Origin of the sequence: Paraburkholderia sp. CNPSo 3272, assembly GCF_024206495.1 — a bacterium.
Taxonomy (GTDB): Bacteria; Pseudomonadota; Gammaproteobacteria; order Burkholderiales; family Burkholderiaceae; genus Paraburkholderia.
On the sequence record NZ_JAMBPQ010000027.1, the window covers coordinates 35813 to 53382 of the forward strand.

Here is a 17570-nt window from a genome sequence, read left to right on the forward strand (position 1 = left end):
CGCGAGGCGTCAGAACGGCTTGTCGCCGATGATCGTTGCGCGCATCATGCGCCGAACGGCCGGGAAATAGTCCTGAATCGCGTAGTGCTGGGTCGAGCGGTTGTCCCAGAACGCGATGGTATTGGGCGCCCAGCGCAGCCGAACCTGGTACTCGGGAACAGCGGCCTGGCGAAACAGATACTGGAGCAGTTCGAATTCGCCGTAGCGATAGTCGAAACCCACGCGGAACGCACCCTTGCTCAGAAAGTTCGCGAGATGGGTCGTGAAGCCTTCGTTCACGTACAGGATCTTTTCGCCGCTTTCGGGATGCGTGCGGACCACGGGGTGCGTCACGGCGGGAAATTTCACGCGATTCACCGCGCGTTCTTCGGCCGACATGCGCGAGCCGAACGACGGCATGATGTCGTGCATCGCTTCGAGCTCGGCGATTTGCTCCTTCACGGCCTGCGGCAGGTCCGCGTAGGCTTTCGCCATGTTCACCCAGATCGTGTCGCCGCCGGTGCGGGGGCATTCCACGCAGCGCAGCATCGACGCCATCGAAGGAATCTCGCGCCAGGACACGTCCGAGTGATAGATGTTCTCGCGCGCCTTCGCGGCCTGCGTGCCGCCCAGCAGGACGAGTTCGGGATGGTCGGCGTGATGCGGAAAGACTGGATGCACTTCGAGCTGCCCAAACCGGCGCGCAAGCGCCACGTGCTGCGCGGGCGTGATGTCCTGGTCGCGGAAGAACAGCACCTTGTGCTGCACGAGCGCAGCGCGCAGCGCGGCGACGGTGGCGTCGTCCAGCGTTTCGCGCAGGTCGATGCCGCTGACTTCCGCGCCGATCGCGGGCGAAACAGGGTCCATCATGAAGTGGGTGTGCGCAGGGGTCCGGCTCGCCTCGGGCGTGGCGATCGCGTTCGTCATGTCTTGTCTCCGTTATTCGGCGCCGGCGGGATCGGCGCTGTCTGATAGGTGTTAACTTAAGGCGCACACAAATCGCTGTCGTGGTCCTAAAGCATGAAGCGGCAGGCAGCGCAGGTGTGTTTCGCGCTGCTTCTAACGGAGCAAGGGTTTGCCCCGCGGCTCCTCCGTTCGATCGTGCGCTCAGGCTTCGCGGTCGTTGCGCGGCCAGCGAAACAACGGCGCTTCCTTGCGCGCGAAGCGCGCCGCCGCCTCGCGCGGAGACGGCGAGGTCAACGCAATGGCCTTTGCGGCCGCCTCCGCGTCGAGCAGTGCGCCGAAATCACGTGCGAAGGCTGGGCGAGCAAACGCTTGGCCTCGCGAACGCGTCCGGCGATTGCGCGCTCATGGCTAGCGCCTGCGGGGCGGCGCGTGGGGCTCAGTCCTCCATCGCCTCGACGTAGCTTGCGAGATGATGGTCTGCGTCGCCAAGGAGCGGATCGAACATCGTCAGGCGCTTGAAATAGTCGCCCACTTCCAGCTCGTCTGTCATGCCCATGCCGCCATGCAGTTGCACCGCCTGCTGGCCAACGAAGCGCCCCGCCTCGGCGACCGTGACTTTCGCAGCGGCAAGCATGCGGCGGCGCTTGCGCGTATCGGGCTCGTCCAGCGCCTGCGCGGCGACGTAGGCCATGGAAAGCGCGAGTTCTTTATGCACGAGCATGTCCGCCATGCGATGCTGCAGCGCCTGGAACGCGGCGAGCGGCTGGCCGAACTGGCGGCGCGTGCGTAAATATTCGCCGGTGATCTCGATCAGCCGCTCCATCGCGCCAGCCGCTTCCGCGCACAGCGCCGCGATCCCGCAGTCCACGCCGTGCCCGAGCGCGGCCACGCCAGCGCCAGGCGCCCCGATCATGGCTTCCGCGCCCAGTGCGACTGCCTCGAACGTTAGGTCGGCGGCACGCTGGCCGTCCATGGTCGGATAGCCGGTCACGCTCACGCCGCGGCTCTCGCGCGGGACGAGGAAGAGCGCGATTTCACCCGTGGCCGCGTCACCCACGCGTGCGCTGACGATGAACGCATCCGCAGCCTCGCCATGCCAGACCAGTGCTTTCGCGCCGTCGAGCACGTACCCGCGCCCAACGGGAGTCGCGCGTGTGGCGACCGCATCGAGCCGGTAACGCGACGCGGTTTCCGCGAACGCCGGCACGACGACCTGCTGACCCGTGGCGATCGCGCCGAGCCAGCGGTCCTGCTGCGCGGCGCTGGCGTATGCCGCGAGCATCGCGGTTGCCATGACGCTGCACGGAACAACCGGTTCGAGCACCAGCGCACGGCCCAGCTCGCGCTGCACCACGAGCCGGCTCGCCGCGCCCTCGTCGAACCCGCCGTATTCGGCGGGCGCCGTGAGGCCGAGCACGCCCATTTCAGCAAGCCGCGTCCAGATCGCGCGATCGAAGCTCGCGCCCTCGCGCGCGCGCCGGCGCCGCTGCGTGAACGTGTATTCGCTTTCGACGAAACGACGCAGGCTATCCGCGAGCATTTGCTGCTCTTCGCTATACGTGAAGTCCATGTGCGTGTCCTAAAAGCCGATGATCATCTTGGCGATGATGTTCTTCTGCACCTCGGTCGCGCCGCCGTAAATCGAGGTCTTGCGCATGTCGAAATAGGTGGACGCAGCAGGCGCCGCCCATTGCGGCCCGCTCACGGGGGCATGGGCGCCGGGCTCGAGCCATTGCGGCGCGTAGGGCCAGCCGTGCAGTCCGGCCACTTCCTGCTGAAGCATGGCGATGTCCTGCTGCAGCTCCGAGCCGCGAATTTTCACGATCGACGCCTCGGGGCCTGGGCCGCGTCCGCCATCCGCCGTCGCCACGCGCAGCAGCAGCATTTCCAGCGCCATGAGGTTCATTTCGAGGCGGGCGATCTTGTCGCGCATGCGCGCGTCGTCGAGCATGCGGCCGCCCTTGCCGTCCGCGGCCTGAGCCGCGTAGTGCTTCAACTGCCGCAACTCGCGATAGCAATGGCCAATGCCCGCAATGGCCGTGCGCTCGTGCCCGAGCAGATACTTCGCGTATGTCCAGCCGCGGTTCTCCTCGCCCACGAGATTCTCCACCGGCACTTCCACGTCCTCGAACCATGTCTCGTTCACGTCGTGGCCGCCGTCGAGCGTGACGATCGGTCGGACGGTGACGCCTGGCGACTTCATGTCGATCAGCAGCATCGAGATGCCTTCCTGCGGCTTCGCTTCGGAGTCCGTTCTAACGAGGCAGAAAATCCAGTCGGCGAAATGCGCCATCGTGGTCCACGTTTTCTGGCCGTTCACGATGTACTTGTCGCCCTTGCGCACCGCGCGCGTTTTCAGCGAGGCGAGGTCCGAGCCCGATCCGGGCTCGGAATAGCCCTGGCACCAGAAGTCGTCGACGTTCGGAATACGCGGCAAAAAGCGCGCCTGCATCTGCGGGCTCGCGTACTTCATGAGCACCGGGCCGATCATCGTGAGACCGAACGGCAACAGGCGCGGCGCGCCCGCGCCGAGCGTCTCGATCTCGAAGATCAGGCGCTGCAGCGCGTTCCAGCCCGTGCCGCCGAATGCCTTGGGCCACGTGGGCGCGCCCCAGCCATGCGCATTGAGGATGCGGTGCCAGCGCACGTAATCGTTCTTCTCCACCCGCTGGTGCGCGAGCACTTTCTCGCGGATATCGCCGGGCAGGTTCTCCCGCACGAACGCCCGCACTTCTTCGCGGAACGCCTGTTCCGCTTCGGTATAACGCAAATCCATCTGGTGCTCCCAAGGGGGACATTACAGCGTGCGTGCGATCAGTTCCTTCATGATCTCGTTGGAGCCGCCGAAGATCTTGCTCACGCGCGCATTGACGTAGAGCCGCGCGATCGGATACTCCATCATGTAGCCGTAGCCGCCATGCAGTTGCAGGCATTCGTCGACGATTTCGCAACTGCGTTGCGTGCACCACCATTTCGCCATCGCGGCCGTCTCGGCGTCGAGCTCGCCGCGCAGCACCTTCGCCATGCAGTCGTCGATGAAGGTACGCGCAATGGTCGCGTGAGTCTTGCATTCGGCGAGCTTGAAACGCGTGTTCTGCATGTCCAGCAGGCTCATGCCGAACACCTTGCGCTCGCGCACATAGGCCGTGGTGACATCCAGCGCCTTTTCCATCGCACTGAGCGCGCCGAGCGCGATGATCATGCGTTCCTGCGGTAACTGCTGCATCAGCTGATAAAAGCCCTTGCCCTCTTCCGTGCCGAGCAGGTTGGCGCACGGCACGCGCACGTCGTCGAAGAACAGCTCGGCGGTGTCCTGGCCCTTCTGCCCCATCTTTTCGAGTACGCGTCCGCGCCGGAAGCCGGGCAGACCGTCCGTTTCCACGACGACGATCGACACGCCCTTTGCGCCCTGCGCCGGGTCCGTCTTGACGACCACGCAGATCAGGTCGGCGAGCAGGCCGTTCGAAATAAAGGTCTTCGAACCGTTGATGACATAGTGATCGCCGTCGCGCACCGCGCGCGTCTTGATGCTCTTGAGGTCCGATCCCGCGCCGGGCTCCGACATCGCGATAGCCGCGACACGTTCGCCGCTGGCCATCTTCGGCAGCCACTTGTGCTTTTGCTCCTCGGTGCCGTAGCGCAGGATGTAATGCGCGACGATGCCGCTATGCACGTTCGTACCGAGGCTCGACACCATCGCGCGCGACTGCTCGAGCGCGATGATGGCCTCATGCGCGAAGGTGCCGCCACCGCCGCCGTATTCCTCGGGAATGCTCGCGCAGAGCATGCCGAACTCGCCGGCCTTGCGCCACACCTCGCGGTCCACGTGCTGCTGCTTCCACCAGCGCTCTTCGTGTGGCACGAGTTCGCGCTCGATGAATTTGCGGATCGAGTCCTGGAACAGCACGAGATCGTCCGTGATCCACGGACTGCGGTATTCAGCCATGTTCGACTCCTTCTTTGCGAGCCACGTATTACGGACGGCCACCGCCGACCACAAGCACCTGCCCCGTCACGTAGTTCGATTCGGGAATGCACATGAGATACACCGCGCCCGCCGCTTCTTCCGGCGTGCCGCCGCGGCCGATGGGAATCATCGCCTCGATGTTCTTCATGAGCTGTGCGTTGACGCCCACCTTGATTTCCTGGCCCGCGATGTCGATGGTCGAGCTATTGCCTTCGCCCGCCACTGCCTCGGTGAGGCGCGTCTTGATGAGGCCGAACGCCACGCTGTTCACGTTGACCTTGTAGCGGCCCCACTCTTTCGCGAGCGCCTTCGTGAGGCCGTTGATCGCGGCTTTCGCTGCCGAATAGTTGGCCTGGCCCGCGTTGCCCATCACGCCCGAAACGGAAGAGATGTTCACGACTTTGCGGAACACTTCCTGACCCGCATCGGCTTCGGACTTCGCGCTTTCGCGGAAGTAGTCGGCGGCGGCGCGCAGGATGCGGAACGGCGCGCTCACGTGCACGTCCATGATGGCGTTCCACTGCTCGTCGCTCATCTTCTGGATCACGTTGTCCCACGTGTAGCCTGCGTTGTTGACAATGATGTCGAGGCGCCCGAATTCCTTGAGCGCCGTGCCGACGAAGCGCGTGCCGAAGTCCGCCTCCGTCACGCTGCCCGTGCACGTCACGGCCTTGCCGCCCGCTGCGACGATCTCGGCCACGACGCTCTGCGCGGGTTCGGCGTCCAGGTCGTTCACCACGACTGCCGCGCCTTCGCCCGCGAGCTTCAGTGCAATTTCACGGCCGATGCCGCGGCCCGAACCCGATACGATGGCGACCTTGCCAACCAGCTTGCTCATCTTCTGTCTACTCCGTGTGTGTGATGGATCGTTCAGGCGTCGAGCGCGACGAGCGCCTCGCCTGACAGCTTGATTTCGCCTTGTGCGTCGCGCGTGGTGAGCGCGACCTTGACGGTGCGTGCCGTCTCGTCACGTTCGGTGACGACGCCGCTGCAGGTGATGGCGTCGCCCACCTGCGTAATCGCCGCGAAGCGCACCGAGAACTCGCGGATGGCCTGCTGCGGCACCCAGTTCGTGAGTAGCCGCCCGAGATACGCCATCGAAAGCATGCCGTGCGCGAACACGTCGGGCATGCCGGCACGGCGCGCGAAGTCCAGATCGACGTGAATCGGGTTGTGGTCGCCGGAAGCGCCCGCGTAAAGCGCGAGCGTGAGGCGCGTGAGCGGCGGCGCGACGAACGACGGCAACGCGCTGCCTACGGCGAGGTCGTTCAAACGAATCGATTGCATGTTGGCTCCTGCTTTTCTATCAACCGTTGCGCACGACGATCACGCTGCGCAGGTCTGCAACGGGCGCGTCGTCCTGTGCGTTCGTCACGCGCGTTTCGCGTACGACGAATTCCAGTGCGCCGCCCTTCTTGCCGTAAATGTCCGCGATGCGCGTTTCGAATGCGAGGCATTCGCCCGCAAACGCCATGCGGTGATAGCGGAATCGCTGTTCGCCGTGCAGTACGCGGGCGAGGTCGATATTCAGGCGCTCGACGGTCGCGCGCGGATTGGGCGATTCCATTTCGAGGCAGAACAGGAACGTGGGCGGCACGGGCAGCGCGGGATAGCCGGCTTCCCTCGCGGCCTCGTCGTCGAGATAACGACGGTCCGTCTGACCGGTCGCCTTCGCGAAGAAGCGAAGGCGGCCCGCCTCGACGAGTGCCGTGTGGCGCGAGATCAGCGCGCCGATATGGCTTTTGTCGATCATCGTCGGGCCTCGCGTTACTGGCGCTCGTAGAGCGTGACCACGCACGCGCCGCCGAGGCCGAGGTTGTGCTGCAGACCGAAGCGCGCGCCGGCGACCTGGCGGTCCTGCGCTTGCCCACGCAGTTGCCACACGAGTTCGGTGCATTGCGCAAGACCCGTTGCGCCCAGCGGATGGCCCTTCGAAAGCAGGCCGCCCGACGGGTTCGTGACGACGCGGCCGCCATAGGTGTTGTCGCCATCGAGAATGAACTTCTCGGCCGTGCCCTCGGGCGTGAGGCCGAGCCCTTCGTAGGTGATCAATTCGTTTGCCGTAAAGCAGTCGTGCAGTTCGACCACCTGAATATCTTCGGGGCCGACGCCCGCCTTTTCATACACCTGTTGCGCGGCGGCACGCGTCATGTCGTAGCCCACCACCTTGCGCATGTCGCCTTCGTCGAACGTGCTGTTGCGGTCCGTCGTCATCGCCTGGGCCTTGATGACCACGCGCGTGTCGAGTCCGTGCTTCTTCGCAAACGCTTCGGAGCAGACGATCGCCGCCGCCGCGCCGCACGTGGGCGGGCAGCACTGCAAGCGCGTGAGCGGATCGAAGACGGCGGGCGAAGCCATCACTTCTTCGAGCGTCACGGTGTTGCGAAACACGGCGAAGGGGTTGCGCGCGGCGTGCTGGCGCGCTTTCACGGAAATACGGCCGAACGTTTCGGGCTTGATGTCGTATTCCTTCATGTAGGCACGGCCGGCGCCGCCGAAGAACTGCGCCGCGCGCGGCGCGGTTTCGTCGAAGCCCTGCACCTCGAGCATGGTCTTGACGAAGCGCTCCATCGGCGTGGGGCGGTCGGTGTATGCGCCCTTGAGCGCGCCGGGCACCATCTGTTCGAAGCCGAGCGCGATGGCGCATTCCACGGCCCCGCTTTCCACGGCCTGGCGCGCGAGGAAGAGCGCGGTGGAACCCGTCGCGCAGTTGTTGTTGACGTTTACGACCGGAATGCCCGTGAGGCCCACGCCATAGATGGCGGCCTGCCCGCAGGTCGAATCGCCGAACACGTAGCCCACATAGGCCTGCTCGACTAGCGCGTAGTCGATGCGCGCGTCGGCAAGCGCCGCCTTCGCGGCATTGGCGCCCATCGTGGCGTAGTCGTCGCTCGCGCCGGGCTTGGTGAACGGAATCATGCCGACGCCGGCTACTACAACCTTGTTGCTCATTTTGGATACCTGATTAAGTGAGATTGCAAGTTAACGATGACGATGCCCACCCGTGCGGATCAGCCCACCTGTCTTGACTGGCTCTGCCAGTACGGCGCGCGCAGATCGCGCTTGAGAATTTTGCCGGCGGCCGAAAGCGGGAGCGCCTCGCGGAACTCGATACTCTTCGGGCACTTGTAGCCGGCGATGAACTGGCGGCAGTGCTCGCGCAGCGCCGCTTCGTCCACGTCACTGCCGCTGCGTGCGACGACCACGGCGTGCACGGCTTCGCCCCAGCGCGCATCGGGAACGCCGATCACGGCGCATTGCGCAACGGCGGGATGACGCGAGAGCACGTTCTCGACTTCGGCGGAATAGACGTTCTCGCCGCCGGTCACGATCATGTCCTTCATGCGATCGACGATGAAGAGGTAGCCGTTTTCGTCCATATAGGCGCCGTCGCCTGTATGCAGCCAGCCGCCGCGCAGCGCCTCGCGCGTTTCTTTGGGCTTGTTCCAGTAGCCGAGCATGACGTTCGCGCCGCGCACGGCGATCTCGCCCACGGTATTGCGTGGTACTTCCACGCCTTCGCCGTCGACGATCTTGACGCTCACGCCGTAGCCCGCACGCCCGGCCGAGCGGTAAAGGCCGCTCGCCCGCCCTTCGGGGCCGTGATTCTTGGGCGGATTGACCGACACCACGGGAGACGCCTCCGTGAGACCGTAAGCGTGAAAGAACTCGATGCCGGGCAGCGCGGCGAGCGCGGCGTCGAGCACGCCCGCGGCGATCGGCGATGCGCCGTAATAGATGCGCCTGAGCGAAGAAAGATCGCGCCGCTTGAAGTCGGGGTGCTCCAGCACGGCCTGCAACATGGTCGGCACGAGCAGGATTTCGTCCACGCGGTTGCGCTCGATCGCTTCGAGCACCGCGCGCGGCTCGAAGGTGGGCACCACCACGTGCGTGTCGCCGGCCACGAAATGGCCCACGGCGCGCGCCATCGCCGCCGTGTGGAAAAGCGGCGCCGCATGCAGCGAAACGGCGTGCGCGTAGTCGCGGAACTCCGCCATGCGCGAAGTCGCCGACGACCACAGGTTCAGGTGCGACTGCATCACGCCCTTGGGCCGGCCCGTCGTGCCGCCCGTGTACATGATGGTCGCGAGGTCGTTGCCGCCGCGAAACGCGTCTGCCACAGGCTGCGCTTCGGCGATCAGCGCCTCGTAAGCGAGCATGCCGGACGGCGCGTCGCGCTCGCCGGTATAGACGAGCGTCGGGCGATGCGCGGCGCTCGCCGCAATGTCCCCGGCGAGCGGCAGGAAGTGGTCGTCCACCAGCAGGATGCGCGTGTCGCAGTCATCGAGCGAATAGACGATCTCGGGCACGCTCCAGCGAATATTCACGGGGTTGAGCACGCCGCCGCCCCACCACACGCCGAGCATGTATTCGAGGTAGCGGTCGGAATTGAGCGCGAGCATGCCCACGCGGTCGCCCGCGCCCATACCGAGTGACTGGAGCGCGCCGGCTAGCCGCGCCACGCGGTCGCCCAGCTGCGCGAAAGTTCGCGTGCGCTCGCCGAAGCGGATCGCGACTTCCGCCGGGTGTTGCTGCACGCAGCGATGCAGGCCTTGTGTGAGGTACATGGTGTCTCCGAGCTTTCTTGTGTCGTTCTGGCTGCGCCGGGTGATCGTCGGTCGTTCGCTGGTCGGTCGATCGTCGCGCGGATGCCGTGAAGTCGATATCACTTTAGGCGCACGCCGGCCCGCTGTCCTGAGCCGAAGGGAGGATTTTAGGATGCGTTCGCGAATCGTTCGAAAGGAGTACGACGCCGGGCCGCCGCTGTGGAACAATGGCCTGACGGTTGCACGAGCAACGCAAAAAACAGGGCGCGACCATTCGCGCCAGCAATAACGAACCGAATGAGACAGGTCCGCCGCCCGCCCAACCCGCGCGGCTGGCGGCCCCGCAAGGCGCGCCGCCGCGCGCGCCGCAGAAGGAAACAGCGCCTGTGAACATCGTCGATGCCCACGCCGCAAGCGGCCATCAGAATCCTCCCCGCGGGATCGTCGCGTCGAAGCTGACGCCGCCCGCAGACAGCCCGTCGCATCTGTTGCGTATGCAACTGATCGAGACGATTGAAGGCGCCCACACGGCGCGCCTCGTGCTGATCCGCGCTTCGGCCGGCTTCGGCAAGACCACACTGCTGCAGCAATACGCCGCGCACTGCCGCGCCCATCGCCGCGAGGTGGCGTGGCTGCGCCTCGACGCCGCCGACAACGACTTCGGGCGCTTCCTGCTGCATCTCGACGCCGCGCTGCCAGGCACACGCACGCCGCGCGCGCTTACGCTCGACCCGGAAACGTTCGCGTCGAGCCTGATCGAGCGCGTGGCGGCGCACGGCAACCCGCTCGCCATCCTGCTCGACGACTTCGAGTCGGTCCAAAGCCCCACCGTGCTCGCTTTCATGCAGGACCTGATCGCCTCCCTGCCGCCCGGCAACCCGCTCGTGGCCGCCTCGCGCGTGACGCCCGAACTCGGCATCGGGCGCATCCGCGCGCGCGGCGAGCTGCTCGACATCAATCCCGCCGCGCTGCGCTTCACGCTCGCGGAGGCGAGCGCGTTCATCCGCGAGAAATGCGCGCTGCCGCTGCGCGACGCCGATATCGCCACGCTGCATCGCTGCACCGAAGGCTGGGCGACGGCCATTTATCTGGCCACGCTCTCGCTGCGCACGCGCACCGACCATGCGGCCTTCGTGGCCTCGTTTTCGGGCACGAACCTCGAACTCGCGGAATATCTCGCCGAGGACATCCTCGCCCGGCAATCCGAAGCGTGCCGCTCGTTCCTGCTGGAAACGAGCACGCTGCCGCAGTTCTGCGCCGCGCTTTGCGACGTCGCCACCGGACGCAACGACAGCCGCGAGATGCTGGACTATCTGGAGCGCGCCAATCTCTTTCTCGTGCCGCTCGACGGCGAGCGCAGCTGGTACCGCTATCACCGGCTGTTCGCGAGCTTCCTGCAGCATCGCCTGCGTGCGGCGCAGCCGGAACGTGAACGCGAGGTGCACGGGGCGGCCGCGCGCTGGTATCTCGACGGGCAACGCCCCGTGCCCGCCATCGATCATTTGCTCGACGCGGGCGACGAAGCCGGCGCGCTCGCCGAAATCGCGAGCCATTCGCGGGCGTTGCTAGGCAGCGGCCGGCTGCGCCTGTTGATGCGCTGGCTGGACCGCATCGGCGCGGCGCGGCTCGCCACGCGTCCCGACGTCGGCCTCACCTATGCATGGGTGCTGCTCCTGAACCACCGCTATGCGGACGCCATGCGCACGACGCAGAGCATTGTCGACGGCAGCCTCGGGCAGCCCAATCAGGACAGCGTCGCCCTCGTGGCCGAAGCGATTCGCGGCGTGCTGCTCGCGATCACCGACCAGGTCGAGGCATGCGCGCAAACGAGCGCCGCCCTGCTCGATCGGCTGCCCGACCGTGCGAACTTCTCGTTCTACAGCCTCACGAATTCGCTCGCGTTCAGCTACGTCTGCACCGATCGCTACGACGAGGCGCGCGGCGTGCTCTCGCGTGCGTTGCGGCGCACGCATGATCATCCGTATGTCGTGATGCGCACGATGTCGGAAACCATCGAAGGAATCATCGATCTGGTGCAGGGTCGGCTTGGCACGGCGCTGGCGCGGCTCGAAATTTCGGCCGCCAACGCCACGGCGAACCGCACCGTGGACTCGGGCGGCGGCCGCACCAGCGTGGACGGCGTGCGCTCGCTCGCGCTCTACGAGAAAAACGCGCTCGACGAAATGAAGCATCTGCTCGCCGACGCCCTGCCGCGCGCCAAGCGCGTGGGTGTGACCGACGGGTTGATCGCCACGCATGTGCTCTCGGCGCGCGCGGCGCTCATCGAAGGCAATGTCGAGCAGTGGTTGCGCCTGCTCGCCGAACTCGAACAGTTGGGCCGCGCGGTCGAATCGGACCGCGCCGTGAGCGCCGCATGGCTCGAACGCACGCGCGTCGCCACGCTCGAAGGCCGCTTCGACGCCGCCGAGCAGGCGCTGCGCGCGGCCACGTTGCACGCGGACTGGGCGCGCCCCGGGGTCTCCTATCATGCGAGCGAGATCGACGAACCGGTGATCGCGCGCTGCCGCCTCGATATCGCGCAGGGACGCTACGCCACCGCGTGCGCGGCGCTGAGCGAAGCCCTCGCGCAGGCGATCGCGCGCCGGCGTCATTGGCGCGCGCTGAAGTTGCGGGTCTTGCTCGCACTCGCGCTCGACGGCAACGGCGAGCGCACGGCCGCCTTCGACACGCTCACGGATGCGCTGCGCATGGCGAGCCACGAAGGGTTCGTGCGCGCGTTCCTCGACGAAGGCGAAGCGCTCATGCGCCTGCTGGGCGCGTGGGCCGAGCGTGGCCCGACGCAGATCGGCTCGCTTGGCGTGGTGCCCGCGTTCGTCGCGCAGTTGCTGCACGGCGTGGCGCCCGCTCACGCGCGCATGGCGGACTCAGCGGCGGGCGCCGCCGATCTCTCGCCCTACGGCCGCGGATTCACCCGCCGACGCGCTAACGGCGCGTGAGCTTGACGTGCTGCGCATGCTTTCGGCAGGCCACCGCAACCGCGTGATCGCGGAAAAGCTGTTCGTCTCCGAGCTGACGGTGAAGTCGCATCTTCGCAAGATCAACGCCAAGCTCGGCGCGGGCAATCGTACCCAGGCGGTCGCCATCGGCCGCGCGAAAGGGCTGATTCCTTGATTGCGGAACCCGGACAATGAACGATCGCCTGCCCGTGAATGACATTCCGACGAACGTTGCTCACGCAACCATGGAAAGTAAAGACGACGCCCCGCCGCCCGGCTTCGTGGCGTTGCCCTTTCGCTCTGGCTATATGGGTCAATTCGGCACGCTTTACTTCGACGAAGCCCGCGGCGTGATCGGAACGCGCGTGGGCGAGCGCCATTTGAACAATCTGGATATCGCGCACGGCGGCATGCTGGCCACGCTCGCCGACACCGCCATTGGCGCGGCCATGATACGCGCGGCGGGACGCGAACGCCCCGCGGTGACGGCCCATCTGGGCCTCGATTACCTCGGTTCCGTGCGTCCCGGCGACTGGCTCGAAGCGCACGTGGCGCTCGACAAAATGGGCGCGCGCTTGCGCTTTGCCACCTGCCGCCTGATGGTGGACGAGCGCTGCGTGCTCAAGGCTAACGCGACCTTCGCGGTACTGAACGCACCGGCCTGAGCGCCGAGCCCGGACAGCATGACGCCGCCGCCCCTTTCGAGGCGGCGGCGCGGTGGGTTACCCATCGTTTATCAGTGATGGCGCTTCACGTCCTTCGCCATATCCTTTGCGGCCTCCTTCACATCGCCGACATTCTTGCGTGCCTGGCCAGTTTCCTGCTGGAGGTCCCCCTTCACTTCGCGCGCCGGGTTGTCGGTTGCGCGGCCCACGGCCTCATTGACCTTGCCCTTCACCTTTTCAGCCGTGCCCTTCACCTGGTCCTTGTTCATGGTCACACTCCACGTAAAAGCGACGGTGTGTCGCGACGCTTCGTATAGCGCATGCAGCGTGCCCGGAGCGCGCGGCGCGGTATTGAGGGTCACTACGTAACGGCTCAGTCGTGCGCCATGGCGCGGCCGATCGAGATCTGCGTGGGCATCATGTTGACGTTGGCGTTGTGCATGACCCACAGCGAAAGCCCGACGATCACCGCGATCAGGAACGCCGTGCAGATGAAAATGCCCGTGTTGGCGCGCTGGCTGCGCGACGCGCCGATATGCAGGAAATACACGAGTTGCACGACGAGTTGCGCGACGCAGAGCACGACGATGGCCGCAAGCCCGAAGCCCGGCGAAACGACTCGAAACATCACCACGCCGAACGACGCGAGCGTCAGCACGAGCGAAAGCACGGTGCCGATCATGTAGCCCTTGAAGCTGCCGTGCGACGCGTCATGCACGGCGTGGTGTGTGGCATGGGAGTGGCTCACAGGAAACCTCGCAGGTAAACAAACGTAAATACACAGATCCACACGAGATCGAGAAAGTGCCAAAAGAGGCTCAGGCAGGCAAGACGGCGGCGGATCGTCCCGGTCAGACCGAACTTGAAGGTCTGGTGCATCATGATCGCAATCCACAACAGTCCCGCCGTGACGTGCAGGCCGTGCGTGCCGACCAGCGTGAAGTACGCCGAAAGATAGGCGCTCGTGCCGGGCCCCGCTCCATCGGCGATGAGCTTGGCGAACTCGTTCACCTCCATCGCGACGAAGCCCGCGCCGAACAGGAACGTGACGGCGAGCCACACGATCACCTGGCCGCGCCGCTGCGCGTAAAGATTCAGCATGGCCATGCCGAAGGTGACGCTGCTCGCGAGCAGCAGCAGCGTTTCGCCCAGCACGTAGGGCAGTTCGAACAGATCCCTTGCGCCCGGACCGCCTGCCGTCGCATTCGCGAGCACGCCGAACGTGGCGAAGAGCGTCGCGAAGATGAGGCAATCGCTCATCAGGTAGATCCAGAAGCCCAGCGTGGTTTTGGTGCTGTCGTCGTGATCGTGACCATGACCATGGGCGTGAGTAGTAGCAGCGTGAGCCATGGTTTATGCCATCTCCTCGATGTGCTCGGATTGATCGAAACGCTTGATGCCGAGTTGCCTGAAGCGCGCGTTCTCGATGCGCTCGACCTCGGCGGCCGGAACCCAGTAATCCACGTCCTGGTTGTAGGTGCGCGCGATGAACGTGGCGATCATGCCGATGAGGCCCGCCGCCGCGAACAGCCACATGTGCCACACGACCGCAAAGCCGAACAGCAGGCTGAAAGCGGCGATGATGAAGCCCGCGCCGGTGTTGCGCGGCATATGGATATCTTCGTACTTCGCTGGCTGCACGTAGGCGCGTCCCGCTTCCTTGTTGTCCCAGTGCTGCTCCATCGAGGTGATCTCCGGCAGCACGGCGAAGTTATAGAACGGCGCGGGCGAAGCGGTCGACCACTCGAGGCTGCGGCCATCCCACGGGTCGCCGGTCACGTCGCGGTTGGCTTCACGATCGCGCAGGCTCACTACGATCTGCACGATGAACGACAGAATGCCGAGGCCCACGAACACGGCGCCCACTAGCGCCACCACGAGCCACGGATGCCACTCGGCCACCTCATAGTGATTCATGCGGCGTGTCATGCCTTCGAAGCCGAGGATGTAGAGCGGCGTGAAAGCGAGCCAGTAGCCGATCAGCCAGCACCAGAACGACACCTTGCCCCAGAACTCGTTGAGCGTGAAGCCGAACACCTTGGGGAACCAGAAGCTCACGCCTGCAAGACAGCCGAACACCACCCCGCCGATGATCACGTTATGGAAGTGCGCCACGAGAAAGAGCGAGTTGTGCAGCACGAAGTCCGCGCCCGGCACGGCCAGCAGCACGCCGGTCATGCCGCCCACGGCGAACGTCACCATGAAGCCGATGGTCCAGAGCGTGGCGCTGTGATAGCGGATGCGCCCGCGATACATCGTGAAGAGCCAGTTGAAAAGCTTCACGCCGGTCGGGATCGAAATGACCGTGGTCATGATGCCGAAAAACGCATTGACGTTCGCGCCCGAGCCCATCGTGAAGAAGTGGTGCAGCCACACGAAGAACGAAAGAACGCCGATCGACGCCGTGGCGTAGACCATCGACTTGTAGCCGAACAGCGGCTTGCCCGAGAACGTCGCGATAATTTCCGAGTACGCACCGAACGCAGGCAGGATGAGGATGTACACCTCCGGGTGACCCCAGACCCAGATCAGATTGATGTACATCATCGCGTTGCCGCCCAGCTCGTTCGTGAAGAAGTGCATGTCGAAGTAGCGGTCCATCGTGAGCAGCGCGAGCGTGGCGGTGAGCACCGGGAACACCGCCACGATCAGGATGTTGGTGATGAACGCCGTCCACACGAACACCGGCATCTGCATCATCTTCATGCCCGGCGCGCGCATGCGCAGGATCGTGACGATGAAGTTGATGCCCGAGAGCGTCGTGCCGAGACCCGATAGCTGCAGCGACCATATGTAGTAATCCATACCAACAGTCGGGCTATAGCCAAGCTCCGAAAGCGGCGGATACGCGACCCAGCCCGTAGCCGCGAAATCGCCCACGAACATGGAGACCATCACGAGCACCGCGCCCACCACCGAAAGCCAGAAGGAGAGCGAGTTGACGAACGGATAGGCCACGTCGCGCGCGCCGATCTGTAGCGGCACGACGACGTTCATCAAGCCGAGAATGAGCGGCGTGGCCACGAAGAAGATCATGATGACGCCGTGCGCCGTGAAGATCTGGTCGTAGTGATGCGGCGGCAGATAGCCCGCGGCGTCGCCATACGCGAGCGCCTGTTGCGCGCGCATCATGATCGCATCGGCGAAACCGCGCAGCAGCATGATGACGGCGAGAATGATGTACATGACACCAATGCGCTTGTGATCGACCGACGTGATCCACTCGCGCCACAAATAGCCCCACTTGCCCGCGATAGTGATCGCGGCGAGCAAGGCGAGGCCGCCGAGCGCCACGACGGCGCCCGTGCCCATGATGATCGGCTCGTGCCAGGGAACGGCGTCGAGCGTGAGTTTTCCGAACATGGTGTGATTACTCCGCTGCCAGGATGGCGCTACGGTTGAGCGTCAGCGCCGGGGCGCCTGTGCCGGGGACTATGCCTGGGACTGTGCCCGGGACCGCGGGGACAGTGCCGCAAATCGGGTTGCCGTGCACGTCGCGCATGTATTTGCCGACCACGCCGTCGAACAGGCCCGGCGCGACGTTCGAATAGATCGTCACCGGGGTCTTTTCGCCGGGCAACGCGAGCCGCTCGTAGGCCGCGCGGCTCAGCATCGTGGGCGACGCCTTCGCCTGCGCGATCCACGCGTCGAAGTCGGCGCGGCTCTTGGCCAGCGTTTCGAAATGCATGTCGGAAAAGCCCGGGCCGCTGAACGCCGCCGAGCGGCCCGCATAGACGCCGGGCTCGTTCGCGATGAGGTGCAGCTTCGTTTGCATCGCCGGCATCGCATACACCTGGCTGCCCAGTTGCGGAATGAAGAACGAGTTCATCAGAGACTCGGCCGTGAGGTTGAACTCGACGGGCGTATCCACGGGAATCGCGAGCTGGTTCACGGAAGCCACGCCGTAGTCCGGGTAGATGAAGAGCCACTTCCAGTTGAGCGCGACCACGTCCACGCGCACAGGCTTCGTTTGCGATTCGATCGGGCGATACGGGTCGAGCGAGTGCGTCGTGCGCCAGATCAGCACGGCGAGCGTAAGCACGATCACGCAGGGGATCGTCCACACCACCACTTCGATGGCTGTGGAATGCGACCAGCGCGGCGCGTAAGTCGCGTTCGTGTTCGACGCGCGGTAGCGCCACGCGAACCACAGCGTGAGCACGATCACGGGAATCACGACGAGCAGCATCAGGCCGAGCGCGATCAGGATCAGGTTCTTTTCCTGCAGGCCGATGTCGCCCTTCGGGGCGAACAGCGCCATGTTGCAGCCGCTGAGCAGCACGAGCGGTGCGCCCGGCGCGACGAGAGCGGCGCGGCGCAGAAAGCGGGTAATGAGGGGTGGACGTGACGAAGAAGGCGGGCCGGCCGTAGCGGCCCGCCCCGAGCGAGGGTCTGGATTGCGCATGTCTGGTTCCATGGTTGACGTTCGCGCAAACCCATCCATACGTGCTCACTCTGCTGCCGCAGGAGCGGCCCCGTCGGGCCCCCGCAGAAGCCATACATAGCCTATATGTATGGATTTACGCGCTTCATGCACGCATGCTAGAGT

Annotated in this window: 17 protein-coding genes; 3 read left to right on the forward strand and 14 right to left on the reverse strand. The window is 65.3% G+C overall.

Features of this window, described 5'->3' with window-relative positions; all coding sequences use genetic code 11:
• Nucleotides 1-9: 9 nt before the first annotated feature.
• From M3I53_RS26595 to M3I53_RS26635, 9 genes are all read right to left on the reverse strand, one after another.
• Entirely contained in the window at nt 10-849 is an 840-nt protein-coding gene (locus tag M3I53_RS26595; RefSeq protein ID WP_254318899.1) for a TauD/TfdA family dioxygenase, read from the reverse strand.
• A gap of 472 nt (nt 850-1321) precedes the next feature.
• Nucleotides 1322-2455, reverse strand: a complete 1134-nt coding sequence (locus M3I53_RS26600) for an acyl-CoA dehydrogenase family protein (RefSeq protein WP_254318830.1) — start codon at nt 2453-2455, stop codon at nt 1322-1324.
• 9 nt (nt 2456-2464) lie between these two features.
• On the reverse strand, nt 2465-3661 hold the full coding sequence (locus M3I53_RS26605) for an acyl-CoA dehydrogenase family protein (protein WP_254318831.1): 1197 nt from the start codon (nt 3659-3661) through the stop codon (nt 2465-2467).
• A 21-nt stretch (nt 3662-3682) separates the two neighbouring features.
• Nucleotides 3683-4831 carry an acyl-CoA dehydrogenase family protein gene (locus M3I53_RS26610; RefSeq protein ID WP_254318832.1) on the reverse strand — a complete coding sequence of 383 codons (1149 nt, stop codon included), beginning with the start codon at nt 4829-4831 and terminating at the stop codon, nt 3683-3685.
• A 28-nt stretch (nt 4832-4859) separates the two neighbouring features.
• Nucleotides 4860-5690 (reverse strand): SDR family NAD(P)-dependent oxidoreductase, encoded by an 831-nt coding sequence (locus tag M3I53_RS26615; protein ID WP_254318834.1) that lies wholly within the window; start codon nt 5688-5690, stop codon nt 4860-4862.
• 32 nt (nt 5691-5722) lie between these two features.
• Nucleotides 5723-6139 carry a MaoC family dehydratase gene (locus M3I53_RS26620; RefSeq protein WP_254318836.1) on the reverse strand — a complete coding sequence of 139 codons (417 nt, stop codon included), beginning with the start codon at nt 6137-6139 and terminating at the stop codon, nt 5723-5725.
• Between the two features lie 19 nt (nt 6140-6158).
• Nucleotides 6159-6605 carry a MaoC family dehydratase N-terminal domain-containing protein gene (locus M3I53_RS26625; protein ID WP_254318837.1) on the reverse strand — a complete coding sequence of 149 codons (447 nt, stop codon included), beginning with the start codon at nt 6603-6605 and terminating at the stop codon, nt 6159-6161.
• Between the two features lie 14 nt (nt 6606-6619).
• Nucleotides 6620-7804 (reverse strand): lipid-transfer protein, encoded by a 1185-nt coding sequence (locus tag M3I53_RS26630; RefSeq protein ID WP_254318839.1) that lies wholly within the window; start codon nt 7802-7804, stop codon nt 6620-6622.
• 59 nt (nt 7805-7863) lie between these two features.
• A complete protein-coding gene (locus M3I53_RS26635) occupies nt 7864-9420 on the reverse strand; it encodes a long-chain-fatty-acid--CoA ligase (RefSeq protein ID WP_254318841.1) in 1557 nt (518 codons plus the stop codon).
• A 365-nt stretch (nt 9421-9785) separates the two neighbouring features.
• Here M3I53_RS26635 and M3I53_RS38480 point away from each other — a divergent pair, with 365 nt between their 5' ends.
• Genes M3I53_RS38480 through M3I53_RS26650 form a run of 3 tightly spaced genes read left to right on the forward strand, consistent with a single transcriptional unit; the run spans nt 9786 to nt 13021 of the window.
• The gene (locus M3I53_RS38480; protein WP_254318842.1) at nt 9786-12356 is read left to right on the forward strand and encodes a helix-turn-helix transcriptional regulator; all 2571 of its coding nucleotides are present in this window, start codon (nt 9786-9788) and stop codon (nt 12354-12356) included.
• Nucleotides 12357-12372: 16 nt separating this feature from the next.
• Nucleotides 12373-12531: a helix-turn-helix transcriptional regulator gene (locus M3I53_RS26645; RefSeq protein WP_254318900.1), complete on the forward strand. Its 159-nt coding sequence runs from the start codon at nt 12373-12375 to the stop codon at nt 12529-12531.
• Nucleotides 12532-12547: 16 nt separating this feature from the next.
• Entirely contained in the window at nt 12548-13021 is a 474-nt protein-coding gene (locus tag M3I53_RS26650) for a PaaI family thioesterase (RefSeq protein ID WP_254318843.1), read from the forward strand.
• Nucleotides 13022-13092: 71 nt separating this feature from the next.
• Here M3I53_RS26650 and M3I53_RS26655 read toward each other — a convergent pair whose 3' ends face one another.
• From M3I53_RS26655 to cyoA, 5 genes are all read right to left on the reverse strand, one after another.
• The gene (locus tag M3I53_RS26655) at nt 13093-13290 is read right to left on the reverse strand and encodes a CsbD family protein (protein WP_254318845.1); all 198 of its coding nucleotides are present in this window, start codon (nt 13288-13290) and stop codon (nt 13093-13095) included.
• 104 nt (nt 13291-13394) lie between these two features.
• Complete coding sequence (cyoD, locus tag M3I53_RS26660; protein WP_309249547.1) at nt 13395-13769, reverse strand: cytochrome o ubiquinol oxidase subunit IV; 375 nt, start codon at nt 13767-13769, stop codon at nt 13395-13397.
• The gene (cyoC, locus tag M3I53_RS26665) at nt 13766-14371 is read right to left on the reverse strand and encodes a cytochrome o ubiquinol oxidase subunit III (RefSeq protein ID WP_254318846.1); all 606 of its coding nucleotides are present in this window, start codon (nt 14369-14371) and stop codon (nt 13766-13768) included. The genes cyoD and cyoC overlap by 4 nt, the downstream gene beginning before the upstream one ends.
• A 3-nt stretch (nt 14372-14374) precedes the next feature.
• Nucleotides 14375-16384: a cytochrome o ubiquinol oxidase subunit I gene (gene cyoB, locus M3I53_RS26670; RefSeq protein WP_254318848.1), complete on the reverse strand. Its 2010-nt coding sequence runs from the start codon at nt 16382-16384 to the stop codon at nt 14375-14377.
• Nucleotides 16385-16391: 7 nt separating this feature from the next.
• The gene (gene cyoA, locus M3I53_RS26675; protein WP_302057856.1) at nt 16392-17426 is read right to left on the reverse strand and encodes a ubiquinol oxidase subunit II; all 1035 of its coding nucleotides are present in this window, start codon (nt 17424-17426) and stop codon (nt 16392-16394) included.
• Nucleotides 17427-17570: the final 144 nt, after the last annotated feature.